Raw genomic sequence first — 16801 nt, forward strand, 5'->3', positions numbered from 1 at the left:
GGCTCGAAGACCGAGACCGTCTCGACCTACAATGGCGCCGGCACCACGCTGATCGGCACCACCGTCACCACCACCAGTGCTGACGGCCTGACGAATTCGGTGAAGCACTATCTCGACGGCGGCGCCTCGCCAGTAGACACAGCCTGGGACATCGTGTCGATCGGCGCGGACGGCTCGCGCACCGAGCAGGTTCTGGACTACTCTCTCAATGGCGCGCTGCTGAGCAAGAGCGTTACCGTCATCAGTGGCGACAAGAAGACCATCACCACGAACACCGACGTTGATGGCAATGGCCTGAACGATGTCTCGATCACGGCAACGACCAACGCTGACGGCTCGGTGACCACAGTCACCTCGACCTACAACGCGACGGGAGGTCTGGCTTCGAAATCAACCGAGACGGTAAGCGCCAGCGGCTTGTCGACGACGACCGCGACTGACCTCAACGGCGATAGCGCAGTCGATCAGTCGAAAACCGACCTCACGGTTCTCAGTGCCGATGGTTCGAAGACCAAGACGGTCTCCAATTTCAATGCGAGCGGCGGGCTCAAGGACAAGATCGTTGTCGCTACCAGCGCCAACGGGTTGTCGGTGACGATGCAGATGGACGGGACCGGCGCCGGCACTTTCAGCCGTACCAACACGGACGTCACGACGCTGAATGCCGATGGGTCGACCGCCAAGGTCGTTTCTGATCTCAACGCCAACGGCACTTTGCACGACAAGGCCACCACAACCATTAGCGCTAACAAGATGACGGTCACGACCACCCGTGACATCAACGGCGACGGCACGGCAGATCAGACAGTGATGCGCCAGGTCAATGGCGATGGTTCGGTGACTATCTCCAGCATGGATGGCACTGTTCAATCCGCTTCTGGTCGCAGCTATGGCGCGACCGACGGCCGTTATGAGACCGATAGTGCCAACGGGCTGTCGACGACAGTGCAATATGACGCCAATGGCCACGGCCTTGCGCAAAACCAGACGACGGTTATCACGGTTCTCAATGCCGATGGCTCCAAGGTCGAAACAATTACCGACGCAGCCCTGACGGGTGGCGTCGCTTCGTCCGCGGCCCCGGTCTATACCGTGACCACCAAGGACAAGGAGGTCATCACCATTAGCGCGAGTGGCCTGGCCGTTACCAAACAGTTCGATCTGACTGGAGTAGGTGCCTTTGGTGAGTCCTTGACTGACCAGACCGTGCTAAATACCGATGGGTCGAGGACCGAAACGATCACCGGGACCAAAGCCGGTGTTCAAACAGGCAAATACGTGCTCACCACAAGTGCCGACGGCTTGAGCACGACCAGGCAGTGGAGCTTTGGCAGTTCCTCCTCACCGAGTGAAACCTCCACCGATGTCAAAGTCATCAATGCGGATGGCACAGCCACCGAGACGGTGACGAACACTGGGAGTAGCGGCTCGCTGCTGTCGAAGTCGGTAACAACGACCAGCGTCGATGGCCGCAACGTTTCAACTCAGCAGGACACGACCGGTTCGGGAAGTTTCAACCAGGGTCAAACTGACAGCACTGTGACCTTGGCTGATGGTTCGGACGTCACGACCGTCAGCGATCTCAACGGCAACGGGACTTTGAGGGACAAAACGGTTACCCAGACGAGTACCGATGGGCGCATCAGCACCATTAGCAGCGACGCCAACGGTGATGGGGTTATCGATCAGACGGAGGTGAGGACAACGGCGGTCGACGGCAGCGCCACGGACGTGATCGCGGATGTGACGGCAGGCGTCAAGGTCCACCAGATAACCTCGACCACCACCTTCGATGGGCTTACCACCAATACGAGTTGGGATTTTAACGGGGACGGGGTTGTCGATCGCACACGGACTGATGGCAAGGCCTACAACGCGGATGGCTCCTATGCCGAGACCCAGAAGGATTACCAGACCAGCGCCACGACGGCGACAGGTTGGGGAGCGGCAATCACAGCGGTCCTGTTGAAAACCACGACTGAGACTGTGAGCGCCGACGGTCGGACCAAAACCATCGCTGTCAAGCTGAACAGTGATACCAGTGCAGACGAGACGTCGACGACGGTCACAGCCATCGATGGCTCGGCAGTGACGACCACCACTAATGACGCCGCAGCCAAGGCTGTAGCCCCTCTTCCCGGCCAAGTGTTGTGGAACTCGACGATAGCAACCAGCAACAAGACCGTAGCGTCGAAGCTGATCACCACGGTCAGTGCCGATGGCCTATCGAAGACCATCCAAGCCGACTACGACGGCAACGGCACCTACGAGCACACCGAAACCTGGCAGAGCCAGATCGACGGCTCTCAGATCGGCACCATTCAGGACGTGAGAGCAACCGGCACAGTGGCTGCCAGCGGCACGGAGACTATCAGTGCCGATGGCCTGACAACGACGCTGAAAGAAGACACCGACAACAACGGGACAATCGATCACACCGATACGGCAACGACGCATGTGGACGGCAGCATTACTGAAACCGTGAGCGAATATAACACGAACGGCACACTCAAGAAGACTGTTGCAACTTATGTCACCCCTGATGGCCAATCGACGTCGATTGTAACGACAACGCCGCCAACTTCAACAGGCGCACTGGCAACATCTACGACAGTGATCACAGGCAGCGGCACAACGACAACCGAGGCAGGTTCCGTCGACACGGCCACAATCAATGGCAACAACAATGTCCTGACCGTCGCCTCAGGTCAGGAGACGGCGACGGTTTCCGGTACAGGCAACACTGTAAACGTCAATGGAAACGCCTCGGCGAGTGTGACAGGTGGAACTGGAACAGTCGTCAATTTCAACAGTTCCGGTAACACGCTCAGCGCGACGTCGGAGACCATAAATTTGGCCACCGGGCGCACCGTGACGATCGGCGGTACCGGCAACACTATTGTCATAAATGCGAACGAGACCGTTACACTAGCTGGATCGAACTGGACCGACTCTGACACGTTTGTATTTCAGCCCAATTTCGGCCACTCGACGTTGACCTCTGCTTTATCTACGGTGGACCCTCTCTATGGCAACCAGGTCAACGTAAGCCATACCGTGTTCGCGGATTGGGCTCACCTCCTGGCAGCATCGTCGCAATCGGGGAGCGATGTGATCATCACGGCTGATGCCAATGACACGATCACTCTGAAAAATACCACCCTTGCGACTGTGCAAAGCCATCAGAGCGCGTTCCATTTCACCTGACGGTAGTCGACATACCGGGCGGTGATATTGCCGCCCGGCGGGGTTCGCCACTTGCCCCAGATTGCGGGGGTAAGGCCTCACCGCCCCAAAAGCCCCTCTTGCAAGTCACCTATCAGACCCTCCGCGGACCGCGATGACCGATGCCTTCACCTCTGCGCTATCCTCTCATCGCTGCGATGCTTCGCCAGAACCAAGCGTACCACCTGCACGGGCTGCCTTGCCATTGTGGTCGGATTTCCCCAGCCAGATGGGCGATGCTTTTCATGCCGAGGCCAGCGCGAGGTTCGTCTACTGCCAGGCCCGAGAACCTGGCCTGGCAAGCGCGTCGGGCACGTTCAGCTATCAGCCAGCTCCCGCTGCGATTTCGGACGCCACTCACCAAATGTTCGATGGCTGGATCAACGCGCTGGCTAGCTGGACCCAGGCTGGCACTGCAACCATCTGCCAACAGGGCGATCACATCGACAATGCAATGCTGTTGGCGAACGGCGACCCTTTGATAAGGAACGGTGGCTGAAATTGAGGTTCCGTGGATAGCCCCGACACAACAGCTGCGCCGCAAGAGCCGCTCGATTCTGGCTTGAGAGCGCTGTGCGGCATCGCCGCCTTCTATAGGATTGCCGCCGATCCCAGGCACCTGGCCAAGGAACTCGCCTTGACCGGTCGTTTTGCAAACGAGCGCGACCTCATCCGGGCCGCTGCCATCGTTGGTCTCAAGGCGCGCGTCGTAGGCAAGCTAACCGCCAAGCGGATCGAGACGCTCCCGGTGCCGGCGATCGTGCGCGTCGCCGATGGCTCCTTCCAGGTCTTTGGCGGCAAGAACCCCAGCGGCAGGTACCGCCTTGTCGATCCTATCACGCGCATCGACCGGGAACTCACAATCGAGGCGTTGCTCCTGGAGATCGGCGGCCAGATCGTGCTGATCGGCCGGCGTCTGCGCGGGCAGGGCTCGGATCCGCGCAGCTTCGGCCTTGGCTGGTTCCTGCCCTCCATCTGGCGCTACAGGAAACCGCTCGCCCATGTGCTGATCGCCTCGCTTTTCGTGCAGATCTTCGCCTTGGTCACGCCCTTGTTCTTCCAGGTTGTGGTCGACAAGGTCTTGACCCACAAGGGCTACTCCACCTTGTTCGTGCTGGTCGCCGGCATTGCCATCATCGGGCTGTTCGATGTCATGCTGCAATATCTGCGCAGCTACGCCCTTTCGCACACCACCAACCGGATCGACGTCGAGCTCGGGCAGAAGCTGTTCCAGCATCTGCTGCACTTGCCGCTTGGCTATTTCGAGACGCGGTCGGCGGGCCAGACGGTGGCACGCGTGCGCGAGCTCGAGACCATCCGCAGCTTTCTGACGGGACAAGGGCTTTTTGCGGCCATCGACCTGCTCTTCACCTTCGTTTTCATCGCCGTGCTCTACGCCTATTCCTGGAGGCTGACCCTGATTGTGGTTGGCTCCATTCCCCTCTACATCGTGATAGCCGTCCTCGTGCGACCCTCCTTGCGTGAGATGATCAAGGAGAAGTTCAATCGTGGCGCGGTCAGCCAACAGTTCCTGGTCGAGGCCGTCGTCGGCATTCAGACGGTCAAGGCCGGCGCGGTCGAGCCGGTGATGCAAGCACAATGGGCCGAACGCCTGGCTGCCTATGTGCGCACATCCTTCGACGCAACCATGCTGAGCGCCGGTGGCCAGAATGCCATCCAGTATGTCTCCAAGCTGTCGACGGCCCTGCTGCTGCTGTTCGGAGCCAAGGCGGTGATCGACGGCGAACTGTCTGTTGGCGCGCTGGTTGCATTCAACATGATAGCCAACCAGACAGTCCAGCCGGTGTTGCGGCTTTCGCAGCTCTGGCAGGACTTCCAGCAGGTGCAGATTTCAGTCGACCGGCTTGGCGACATCCTCAACACGCCCATGGAACGGGCACCGCAGACTAGCCTGGTGCTGCCGCCGCCTCGGGGCGCAATTGACTTGCGCAACATAACCTTCCGCTACCGGCCTGGCTCTCCCGAGGTACTCAAATCAGTGTCGCTGTCGATTCAACCCGGCGAGGTTATCGGCATTGTCGGCGCCTCCGGCTCGGGCAAGTCGACGCTCACCAAGCTGATCCAGCGCCTGTACTCGGCCGAGGAAGGGCAGGTGTTGCTGGATGGCGCTGACCTATCCCAGGTCGACCCGGCCTGGCTGCGCAGCCAGATCGGCGTGGTACTGCAAGAGAACTTGCTGTTCAACCGTACCATTCATGACAACATCGCGTTCGCCAACCCCGCGATGCCAAGGGCGAGCGTCATCGCTATCGCCAAGCTTGCCGGCGCAGACGAGTTCATAGCCAGGTTGCCGGCGGGCTATGACACCATGATTGAAGAGCGTGGCGCCAATCTCTCCGGTGGGCAGCGCCAGCGTATCGCCATTGCCCGGGCGCTGGCTACCAATCCGCCGATCCTGATCTTCGACGAGGCCACCTCAGCGCTGGATTATGAAAGCGAGCGGGTCATCCAGACCAATATGCGCCACATCGTGCAGGGGCGCACCGTCATCATCATTGCCCACCGCCTCGCGGCCGTGCGGCCCTGTCACCGCATCGTCGGCATGGCCGAGGGCCGTATCTTAGAGATCGGCAGCCATGCCGAACTGCTCGCCCAGCCTAACAGCGTCTACGCCCGGCTGTGGGCGTTGCAAAACGATCTGGTGGACGCCTAAGATGAATGCCCGCCCGCCGCCGCCCTCAGCCGGCCAGCCGGTACCTCCGCTGCCTTCTCGCAAGCCTCGACCTAGGCGCTCCGACCAGGAATTTCTAGCGCCGGCGCTTGAGATTTTGGAAACGCCGCCTTCGCCGGTCCGCATGGCACTAATCCTGATCATCGGCGCCTTTGTCACCACGGCTCTCGTTTGGGCTTATTTTGGGCGTATCGACATCATTGCCTCGGCCCAGGGCAAGTTCGAACCGACAGGCAAGGTCAAGATCATCCAGCCACTGGAAACCGGCCGGGTCAAGGCGCTGCCGCCTCCGGAAGGCACACATGTTAGCCAGGGCGATGTATTGCTCGAACTCGACGCAACCGAGGAAATCGCTGATGAGGCCGGGTTCAGGCGCGATCTTGTCTCGTACCGGGCGGAAGCAATCCGCCGGCGCGCGGCCATCGATGCGGCACGGCAAGACAAGCTCCCGTCTCGGCCGGCCATCCCGTGGAGTGATGACATCCCCGATCTCCTGCGCAAGCGTGAGCAGAACATCCTCAACGGCGATCTCGGCCAGCTGGTTTCGAACCTGGATTCGCTTAGAGCCCAGCGCCAGGAAAAGCTGATCGCGCGTGATCAACTGGCCCTGACCCTGGAGACGCAAAAGTCCCTGATCTCGACACTTCAGGCCCGCGTCACTATGCGTTCCACTGCCGAATCCGCAGGCGCGGACACCAAGTCCAGCGTCATCGATGCCACGGAGACCCTCAAATACCAGGTCACGCAAATGGCCATCCAGCAGGGCCAACTGGCCGACGCCGAAGCCGGGGCCGTGGTGCAAGCACGCGAAATCGACAAGACGCTCGAGGCATTCATCAGCGACAATACCCAAAAGCTTGGTGATGCCGAAAGGCAGATGGATGACCTCACTCAGAAGCTCGCCAAGGCCACGGCCGAGCGAGAACGCAAGACCATCGTGAGCCCGCTCTCGGGCACAGTGGAGGAGTCAGTGATCACCAATATCGGCCAGGTCGTCACCGTGGGTCAGGAAGTCATGCGCATCGTTCCTGACGACTCCAAGCTCGAATTGCGGGTTTATGTCCTCAACACCGATATCGGTTTCGTCAAGGCGGGGCAGGAGGCCGTGGTGAAGATCCAGTCTTTCCCCTTCACGCGCTACGGCACAATCACCGCCAAGGTAACCAATGTCGCTACCGATGCCATTCCTGAGCCAGACGCGACGCAACTCGAAGGCAATCCCGCGGCTCAGATCTCCAATGCCACCTTTGCCGGCGCCGAGCGGACGCAGAACCTCGTGTTTCCTGTCACGCTCGCGCCCGACAAGATGATCATGAATGCGGACGGCCACGATGTGGCCCTCACGCCTGGCATGGCAGCCACAGTGGAAATCAAGACGGATAGCAGGCGCATTCTGGGATATGTGTTCTCCCCGATTGTAGAGGTGGCTTCGGAGGCGTTCAGGGAGCGATAATTGATGGATGGGGCAGATAGATTAATATGATCAGCGAGTTGCGGGACGTCGTGTGCAAAAATCGCACACGAAAGTTCTGCTTCTCTTCTTTTTTCGTTCCCACCACAGAGCCGCCGGCAGCCCTCTCGGACGCTCTTCCGCCGAGGGCAGTGACCGCTCCTACGCGGCGGTTCGCCGGAATATCCGTGAACCTCATCATCCGCCGTGCCGCACCGCGGCGCATTCTACATTCTGTGGCGTTCGGCCTTGGGGCGCGACCTTGCCTCATTCCGCTTCCACGGAATCGATCGTCGGTTGCAGCTCGCGCTTGGGTTCCCGATCATGGCGTTCAATTTCGTGGTACGGGGAACCAGCCGAGCTAGCCACTCCTCGGGAGATAGCGGGCTAACAGCCCTTTTCGACTTAAGCTGCGGTGGAGAGGGGCAGCATGGCTGCCGTATCCGCCAGCAGCAGCGCCTCTGCCATCTTGACGAGCGGTTTATAGGCTCTGGATGGGATGAAGCGCTCGGTCCCGCCGAGGATGCGAAATACCAACTCGCCTGTTTTCGGCTTCACCCCAAAATGATCCGCGAACGGCGTTCCGTTTGTGCTCATCGATATCGACCGTTTGCCGTCGATAATCCGGTGGCGGTTCGAGGCCGGGCCGTCGCTGCGGCCGGTCTGACGTACTTTGTTGCCCTTGCCCTGCGTGCCGCCGACTGTGAGGATCGCGCCCATGCTTTTGACGAGCGCGTCATCGAACGTACCGAAGCTGGCGCTGCAAGCGTCGCACTCGTCGAGTGAGGTCACCCACTTGTTGCCGAACCCGTCTGGCAGCGTATGGGCAACGTTTGCGGAAAGCGCGGGGCTCGGTTTGGCCGCAGAAACGACACCGCCCTTCGTCCCGAGCGCGACAGACGCGTAACCAGCCATCCGGTCTCGGTACTTGAGGCCTCCAAAATTTAAGTACGACCGAGCCAGATTGCTTTCGCCTCGACCGGATTCGAGAATCCATTGAGCCAACGAAGCAATTTTCAGCGGGTTCGGCTTATCACTATATAATCGGTATAAGGAAACGAGGTCTTCCCAAACAGACATCGACGCATACCCCACAAGTATCATATATCAGCAAACGCCAAAGCAGGACTTTCTGTCAATGTGCGCGGCCAGAGGCATCGCCCTTCATTCACCGGGGTTCGTTCACAAGTGCGTGACCAAAAAAGAGGGGAGGGGGGAATTATACTTGCCACCACGAGAAACCCTGGCGGCAAGTGGCACTTGGCGCCCCCCCCCATCGCGGCTTTTGCTGCTCGCCACAGCCTGGTAAACCCTTAATAAGTTCAACAGGTTATATTATACGTTCAGTCTAGATGGAGCATAGTACAATTCCATTAGATAGAGCTAATATCGCGCATATCGCTGTAATTACTCTTGCATTCAAAAGTAATAATCGTAGAGTTGCGGCCCTGGCGGTGTGAACTCCGCACTTCTGGAGACTATGCGCTAATAGGAAATTCAGGAATCTCGCGGTTCACCCCGTTGGTTAACCGATCGCGAAGTCGTGTCTGATGACCAATGGAGATCGGCAGTGTTCAAGCGAGGCGCTCATCTTATTTTCGCGGCTGCGTATGTAATCATTGCGAGTAGCAATGCACGAGCGGCCTGCACACTCCCGAATACGTTGACGAACGGCCAGACTGCGGATGCGTCGCAGGTCATGGCCAATTTCAGCGCGTTGCAGACATGCGCGACGGCGCAGGCTCCAGCCGGCTCGGTGAACTCCTTCCAAATTAACGCCGATGGAACTCACTTCGGTGCCGCGGGGCCGCTGACGGACGGGCAACTCCTCATCGGCGCAACGGGCAATAGCCCGCAAGCGGGTACGCTCACCGCGGGTCCCGGTATAGCCGTGACCAATTCGAGTGGAGCAATTACGATCACAGCGATTGGAAATGGCGGAGTGCTTCCGACGATCCGAGGATCGACTATTCAGGCCGCATCTACAGGGACAAGCTTGGTTCTTAGTTGGCCCGCGGGAACCGTCGCCGGCGACTTGGCGATCATCTTTGTCGGCGGCAGTTGGGCGATGTCGGCCACGCCCACCAACTGGGCTTTGGTCGATCAGAAGATCGGTAGTAATTGGAACGGCTCCGTCATTGCCAAAATACTGGACGCTTCGGACATCTCAACGGGGTCGGTTACCGTCACATTGGGCAATTCCGGTGACTGGGTTGCATCGGCAATCTCGTTTCAGGCCAACACTACCGGAGTTGGCGGCTTGACCTCCCTGCAAAATTCAACCGGCGTTAGTACGCGCACCATTCCCGCCCCCAATATCGTTGCTGGTGGGCGATACATCCTCTTCGGATCGGGGAAGACGAACTCTGCCGTTACAATTAGCGAGGGCACACTTCTCCAGTCGATGAGCACCGGAGGTGCAGGCTCGGGTGCGCTTTACCAGTCAACCACCCACCCCTTTTTCGGGTCCGCTAACATCAATTTTGCGTCGGCTCCAACCGGCGACTACGAGGCGATTGTAGCCGTTACTGGACCGTGATCTTCGAATTCGCAGAGACCCCAAACGCATTGAGGCACAATGCGCACCGACTTTTCGACTATGCCTTGAGGAACTCGTCGTCCGCGGCCTGGGTCTAATTATCGTGATCAGCGTTGGTATCCTAACCACTGAAGAAATGTGAGACGGAAATGAGATGGACGCCGCCTCGTCTATTAAGAAATAAATTCCAAGCGAAGCCCATTACCCTCGCTCTTGTATTGTCCGTGTGTGCGAGCGGCGGTGATGCGTCGACGTTCTATACGTATGATCTGCTGGGAAGAGTAACGACTGCTCAGTATGACAATGGTCTCTGCATTGCCTATGCCTATGATGCCAACGGCAACCGGACGTCACAATTTAATACTCTGGCTGGCTCTCCGGCAACCCCAGTGTGGGGAGCCGGCATCTGGGGGTGCTTTGCGTGGACGCCTTAAGCTGACCGTTAGACACCTGCGTTGCAGGCTTGGCTGAAGATTCACGGGAGGTGATAGTGAGGGGTTTCAGATGGCTCGCGATGCCTTCATGTGCGGCTGCGCTCACCATTGGATTGGTCGCCTGCAGTTGTGGGCCAGCGTCCGCGGCAGTGGTTCGCGAGCCGGCATCCATCTTAACCACGGTCTCAAAGACTCATTTGGCCGAGCCGCTCGTTGCGACGTCGTCGAGCAACGCACTAGAGGACGAAGCGCTTGCACAGGCATTGCAGAGCTATGAGCTAAGGATCGGCCCCTCGGACCTTGGTGCCCTAGAGAGATTCGTGACCGAGCATCCGTCGTCGCCTTGGGCGGCGGCGGTATGGACCAACCTGGGTCTTTCCTATCTCCATGACGGCTATTTCTCCCGTGCAATTGAGGCTTGGCGCCAAGCATGGGAGTCGGGCAAATCGGCGACAGATCCCCAAGCGAGGGCGTTGGTTGACCGTGCGGTGGGAGAGCTCGCGCAACTGTATGCCAACCTGGGCCAGAACGACAAACTCACCGCGCTGTTTGCTGAAGTCGGACCACGGCCGATTTCGGGTTCGGCAACGGAAGCCTTTCAAAACGCCCGCGAAGAACTGAACCTAGCCGCCAAGGACCCGAGGCACTTGTTCATTTGCGGACCTCTTGCCCTGCAACAATTGCTCTTGGCCACAAAGGTCAGTTTCGACAAGGCCGAGAGCCTCCAATGGTACAGGGCCAGCCCTCGCGGGACGAACCTGGCAGAAGTGGCCGGGCTCGCAGGCAAGGCAGGTTTCTCTTATCGGCTGATCCTGCGCAAACAGGGGCAGGAAGTGCCTATTCCCTCGATCGTACATTGGAGGGTAGGCCATTTCGCAGCGATCATTGGGCAAGCCAACGGCCGGTTTCATATCAGGGACTCGGTCTTTTCTGGATCCGACCTCTGGGTCACGCAGGCGGCGCTCGATGCAGAGGCCAGCGGCTACTTTCTTGCTTCCGCAGATGTTGCGGTCGATAGCCGCTGGCGAGCCGTGGACGACAAAGAGGCATCCGTCATCTGGGGAAAGGGGCCCACAAACGGAATTAGGCCCGGCGATCCGGGTGACACTTATGCAAATGGGGGAGGAGGGCCGGGCGGACCTGGTGGGCCGGGCGGCCCGGACGGACCTGGTGGGCCGGGCGGCCCAGGCGGACCTGGTGGCCCGGGTGGACCTGGTGGCCCGGGTGGACCTGGCGGGCCCGGTGGCCCGGGTGGCCCCGACGGCCCCGGTGATGGCGGTGCTTTCACTAGCAAAGTGGTGGGACCTTGCCCGCTATGCGGTTACAATATTAAGGAGGCGAGCGTAAGTGTAACGCTGTCCGATACGCCTGTTGGTTATACTCCGCCAATCGGCCCATCGACAAAGGTCAGCATTAGCTACAACCAGCGCGAGGACAGCCAGCCAGCCGTTTTCAGTTTCTTTAACGTCAGTCCCAAATGGACGGTCGGTTGGCTGGCCTACGTCACTGATGATCCGACTAATCCCGGCGCCAATGTGTCCCGCTACATGCGCGGTGGAGGGGCATTTTACTACCTGGGATATGATGCAAACGCGGGAACGTTTGCTGCTCAGGATGATGACGGCTCGATCCTCATCCGCCAATCCGGTTCGTCAGTCTCCTACCGTCGCCAATTGAGGGATGGCAGCACCGAGATTTATGCGCAGTCCGACGGCGCTATCGCCTATCCCCGTAGGGTATTCCTGAGCCAGGTTATCGACCCGCAAGGCAATGCGGTGACGCTGAACTACGACAGCCAACTACGGCTGATTTCGCTAACCGATGCAGTCGGGCGCCTCACCACCTTCACTTACGGCCGGGCGGGAACGCCTCTGCTGATCACCCAGATAACCGATCCTTTCGGCCGCAGTGCGACGCTCTCCTACGACACGAATGGTCGCCTGAGTTCGATCACCGATGTGATCGGTCTGACCTCAAGTTTCGCCTATGATGCCAATTCGCTCGTCAACGCATTGACGACACCCTACGGCACGACGACATTCGCCTACACCGCGCCAGGAACGAGCGGCCCGCCCCGTTTTGTCGAGGTGACAGACCCGCTTGGATACCACGAGCGCGAAGAGTGGGTTGAGCCGTCGGCGATACCCAACAGCGATCCGGCGGGTTCGGTGCCGCAAGGCATGGCGGTGTCGAATAGCAACCTGACCTACCGCAACAGCTTCCATTGGGACAAGGATGCCTATGTGGCCGCAGGGTGCACACCTAGCGGCGGATGTGACTACAGCAAGGCCCGGATCAGGCATTTCGTGCACATGCCGAATAGCTCGATAAAGGGCACGGCGATCGAGAGTGTCAAATACCCGCTCGAGAACCGCATCTGGTACGACTACCCCGGACAGACAAGCAGCATCTTTGGGGGAACCTTCAGCCGGCCGACTGCGATAGGTCGCGTCTTGGACGATGGCACCACGCAGCTGAGCAGGTTTTCCTACGACGAGGATGGCTTTTTCAACCTAACTAAAGTCATTGATCCGATTGGCCGCACAACGTCGTACGCATATGCCAATCAGATCGATCTGGCCGCTGTCAGTCAAAAGACGCAGGCTGGCGTCCAGACAACGATCGCGCAGTACACGTACAACGGTCACCATCGTCCGCTATTTTACACCGATGCCGCGGGTCAGACCTGGCGCTACACCTACAACGCCGCGGGCCAGATGACCTCATTCGTGGATCCGTTGGGTCACACGACAACCTATCACTACGACCCCTCAGCCAATCTGACATCGATCACTAATGCCAACAACGCCACGGCGGCGAGCTATACCTATGACGCCTTCGCTCGCGTGCGCACTTACACCGATTCTGAGGGGTGGATTGCCACCTACGACTATGATGCTGCCGACCGCCCAACGAGGGTCACTTATCCGGACGGCACGGTCGATCTCTATACTTACGACAAGCTTGACTTGGTATCTTACACAGACCGGCTAGGCAGGACATGGAGCTATATCTACGATTCGAACCGGCGCCTCACGAAGGCGACCGACCCGATCGGTGCCAAGACGCTGTTTGGCTACGATGGTCTCGGCCAACTCGCAAGCCTGACTGATCCCAAGAACAACACCACGGCATGGACCTATGATTTGCAGGGCCGGCTGTTGCTGAAGACGTACGCGGACAGCAGCACGGTCACCTATTCGTACGAGAATACGACCAGCCGACTGAAGTCTGTCCTTGATGCGCTGGGCCAGACCAAGCAGTTCAGCTATGCGAAGGACGACGAGTTGACCGGGATTACCTATCTCAACAGCGTGAATTCGACGCCCAACGTCACTTTCGCTTACGACATCTATTTCCCCCGCCTCGTTTCTGTGACGGACGGCACGGGAACAACGCAATACAACTACTTCCCACCCTTCTTGGCAGGGGCATTGCGCGTCCAACAAGAGATTGGTCCACTCCCGGGAAGTGCCATCGCCTATGCGTATGACGAGTTAAGCCGACCAACCTCTCGTACCGTGGCAGGTGCTGGAGCAGAAACGTTTATCTACGATGCCATCGGACGCGTGACCAACCATGCTAGCGATCTTGGATCATTCGCACTTAGCTATCTTGGCCAGACGGACCAGATTACCAATCGACAACTCGCTAGTTCAACGTTGTCGACAACCTGGAGCTATCTCCCGAACTCCGGCGACCGGCGCCTCTCGCAAATCAGCAACGTCGGATTGTCGGCCGGCCAGTTCTCGACGTTTGATTACGCGACCAACGCTGAAGCCTATATTACCCAAATTACCGAGACCAGTGACGCTCCGTTCACATATCCTACCGCCATGACCCAGTCTGCGAGCTATAACAATCTCAACCAGCTTACCAACCTGTCCGGCCAGGCCCTGAGCTATGACGCCAATGGAAATCTGCTATCTGACGGCCAGCGAAACTACAGCTGGGACGCTGAGGATCGTTTGGTGGGAATGACCTATCCAAGCGACCCAGGAAAGGCGAGCGTATTTGCATATGACGGTTTCGGTCGGCGAACTTCAGTCACGACCACTCTGCCAGGGGGCGGCAGCGCTGTAACTGCGTCCATCATCTGGTGCGGCTTGCGACCTTGCCAATTGCGCAATGCTGCTGGGACGACGAAGCGACAGTACTACGCCGAAGGAGAGTTTCTGCCTGGAACCCCAAACCAATCTTATTTCTACGCACTCGATCAGATTGGGGCTGTCCGGCGAGCATTCGCAACCGCAACCAACGCACCAGCCTATAGTTACGATCCGTACGGAATTCCGCTGCATGGTGCTGTGCCGCTCACGGACTTTAGCTACGCAGGCATGTTGAACGACAGTGCAAGCGGGCTCTACCTTGCGACTTACCGGGCTTACGACCCTGCGGTCGGTCGTTGGGTGTCGCGCGATCCGATTGGTGGGCGTGCGGTCAATGTTTATGATTATGCGAACGGAAGTCCGGTAACAAACACGGATCCTTTGGGGCTGATTCCCATGTGCGGACCGGCACAGACAACAAATCCGGACCTACAGCCCGTTGCGGATCGACTGTTTTCCATGACAACCCAAAGTTCGAACATAGGCGTCTATGATCTTGGCAATGGCGTTCAGATTTTTGTACAAATTCCTAAGGGGTTTACCGTGCTTCCTCCCTATTTGTTGGATACGGCGCCTCTGATTAAAAACGGGACCCTCTTGAATAGTAATCGGCCCCAATAACGAGCGAGCGTTAGCGTAATGAAGTCTCCATTGAAAATTTCGAATGCCGCGAGGCGGGAGATTGACGGGGGCCTGGTACGCCTGGAGTCAAAGGCTGGAGTGGGCTTGATACCCGCGGTGATGTGGCTGGATGCTAATCTGAATAAGGATATCCGAGAAAGCGGGGTTATAATCGGAGCTTATACGTCGGCACAGAGAATCGAGCTAAGTGACAAGATTATCAGTGACGGAGGCTATGAATTCGTTCTGCTCGTTTCGGATGATGATTTGGTAAGATTTATGGGCAAGACGCTAGATTTTAAAGGCGGAAGATTCGTTCTTTTATGACTGCCGGCGACTGTTTTCTTGAGGTATTTTTGGACCTGAATGTTGATTAGATTGCTGCCTAAAAAGGGTTTGGCCACGCGGGTGCACCCTTTACACCGCTAAGGCCGCCGGTGGCTTAAAGGTAAGAATCTCGGCCGTGAGAGTGAGATGCTAATAGCTTCTGTTTGGCCTGCTGCCGGTTTTTCGGACACCGAGATAAGGTGTTTGACGGAACTGGAGAGTGGGAATGCAAAGAAGAAAGTTCAGCCGCGAGTTCAAGCTTGAGGCGGTGAGATTGATCAAGGATCGGGGCGTTGCGGTGGCCCAGGCTGCCCGCGACCTCGATGTCCACGAGAACGTGCTGCGCAAATGGGTGCGCGATCTGTCGACGGATCCGCAGCATGCGTTTCCCGGCCATGGGCAGATGAAGCCGGAGCAGCTCGAGATTGACCGGCTGCGCAAGGAAGTCGCGAAGCTGAAGGCGGAGCGCGACATCCTAAAAAAGGCCGCAGCCTACTTCGCGAGGGAAGTGACATGAGGTTCGCTTTCATCGCGAGGCACCGGAACATCTGGCCGGTGGCATGGTTGTGCGGCGCGCTGGATGTGTCCCGCTCAGGCTTCCATGCCTGGCTTAATCGCAGTCCCAGCGCTCGCTCCCGGCACGACGAGGTTCTGGTGACGGCGATTGATCGCAGCTTCAAGAGCAGCGACCGAACCTATGGCGCCAGGCGCGTCTGGCATGACGTGCTGGCTGAGGGTCTCTCCTGTGGCCTGCATCGCGTCGAGAGGCTCATGCGTCAGAACGCTCTGCTGGCCCGGCCTCGGCGCCGCGGACTGCCGAAGGACATGGGCGAGCGAGCGGCAGTGTCGGACAATCTCCTTGACCGCGCCTTCGAGGCATCGGCCCCGAACCAGAAGTGGATCGCCGACTTCACCTACATCTGGACCGCTGAAGGTTGGCTCTACGTTGCGGCCGTCGTCGACCTGTTCTCCAGGCGCGTCGTCGGCTGGGCGATGAAGGCGGAGATGACGGCGCAGCTCGTCACCGACGCGCTGCTCATGGCGATCTGGCGCAGAGGTCGGCCCGACAGCCTGCTGCACCACAGCGACCAAGGCAGCCAATATACGAGCGAGCAGTTCCAGCGGCTGATGGCCGATCACGGCATCACCTGCTCGATGAGCCGGTCGGGCAACGTCTGGGACAATGCTGCGATGGAGAGCTTCTTCTCGTCGCTGAAAACAGAGCGGACAGCCCGCAAGGTCTACAGGACGAGGGATGACGCAAGGGCCGACGTGTTCGATTACATCGAGCGCTTCTACAACCCTCGGCGACGGCACTCGACGTTGGGCTATATGAGCCCTGTCGAGTTCGAGGAGAAAGCTATGTTAGCTTAACCAGGTGTCCGAAAAACCGGCAGCAGGCCA

General features: G+C 58.6%; 9 protein-coding genes. 8 read left to right on the forward strand and 1 reads right to left on the reverse strand.

What is annotated here, in order from left to right:
• The 4 genes from A3AU_RS1000000139595 to A3AU_RS0127035 form a co-directional block, all read left to right on the forward strand.
• Positions 1–3207 (forward strand): beta strand repeat-containing protein (locus tag A3AU_RS1000000139595; RefSeq protein WP_027055661.1); only part of this gene is annotated, 3207 nt, incomplete at its 5' end.
• Between the two features lie 133 nt (positions 3208–3340).
• Positions 3341–3724, forward strand: a complete 384-nt coding sequence (locus A3AU_RS0127025; protein WP_154674672.1) for a hypothetical protein — start codon at positions 3341–3343, stop codon at positions 3722–3724.
• A gap of 63 nt (positions 3725–3787) precedes the next feature.
• Positions 3788–5899 carry a type I secretion system permease/ATPase gene (locus tag A3AU_RS0127030; protein ID WP_272481100.1) on the forward strand — a complete coding sequence of 704 codons (2112 nt, stop codon included), beginning with the start codon at positions 3788–3790 and terminating at the stop codon, positions 5897–5899.
• A gap of 1 nt (position 5900) precedes the next feature.
• Positions 5901–7370: an HlyD family type I secretion periplasmic adaptor subunit gene (locus A3AU_RS0127035; RefSeq protein WP_081709685.1), complete on the forward strand. Its 1470-nt coding sequence runs from the start codon at positions 5901–5903 to the stop codon at positions 7368–7370.
• A gap of 402 nt (positions 7371–7772) precedes the next feature.
• Here A3AU_RS0127035 and A3AU_RS1000000138360 read toward each other — a convergent pair whose 3' ends face one another.
• The gene (locus tag A3AU_RS1000000138360) at positions 7773–8282 is read right to left on the reverse strand and encodes a hypothetical protein (RefSeq protein ID WP_245235586.1); all 510 of its coding nucleotides are present in this window, start codon (positions 8280–8282) and stop codon (positions 7773–7775) included.
• A 655-nt stretch (positions 8283–8937) separates the two neighbouring features.
• Between A3AU_RS1000000138360 and A3AU_RS1000000137370 the strand changes: the two genes are divergently transcribed.
• From A3AU_RS1000000137370 to A3AU_RS0127065, 4 genes are all read left to right on the forward strand, one after another.
• Complete coding sequence (locus A3AU_RS1000000137370) at positions 8938–9906, forward strand: hypothetical protein (RefSeq protein ID WP_154674673.1); 969 nt, start codon at positions 8938–8940, stop codon at positions 9904–9906.
• Between the two features lie 754 nt (positions 9907–10660).
• Complete coding sequence (locus A3AU_RS1000000137380; RefSeq protein WP_245235587.1) at positions 10661–15070, forward strand: RHS repeat-associated core domain-containing protein; 4410 nt, start codon at positions 10661–10663, stop codon at positions 15068–15070.
• Positions 15071–15100: 30 nt separating this feature from the next.
• A complete protein-coding gene (locus A3AU_RS0127055; protein WP_154674675.1) occupies positions 15101–15397 on the forward strand; it encodes a hypothetical protein in 297 nt (98 codons plus the stop codon).
• A gap of 226 nt (positions 15398–15623) precedes the next feature.
• Positions 15624–16771 (forward strand): IS3 family transposase gene (locus A3AU_RS0127065; protein ID WP_154674576.1). Its coding sequence is split into 2 segments (ribosomal slippage): positions 15624–15873 and positions 15873–16771, totalling 1149 coding nucleotides; the frame shifts between segments, so codons are not numbered across the junction.
• Positions 16772–16801 lie beyond the last annotated feature (30 nt).

The organism is Mesorhizobium erdmanii USDA 3471, from assembly GCF_000472705.1.
Classification (GTDB): Bacteria; Pseudomonadota; Alphaproteobacteria; order Rhizobiales; family Rhizobiaceae; genus Mesorhizobium; species Mesorhizobium erdmanii.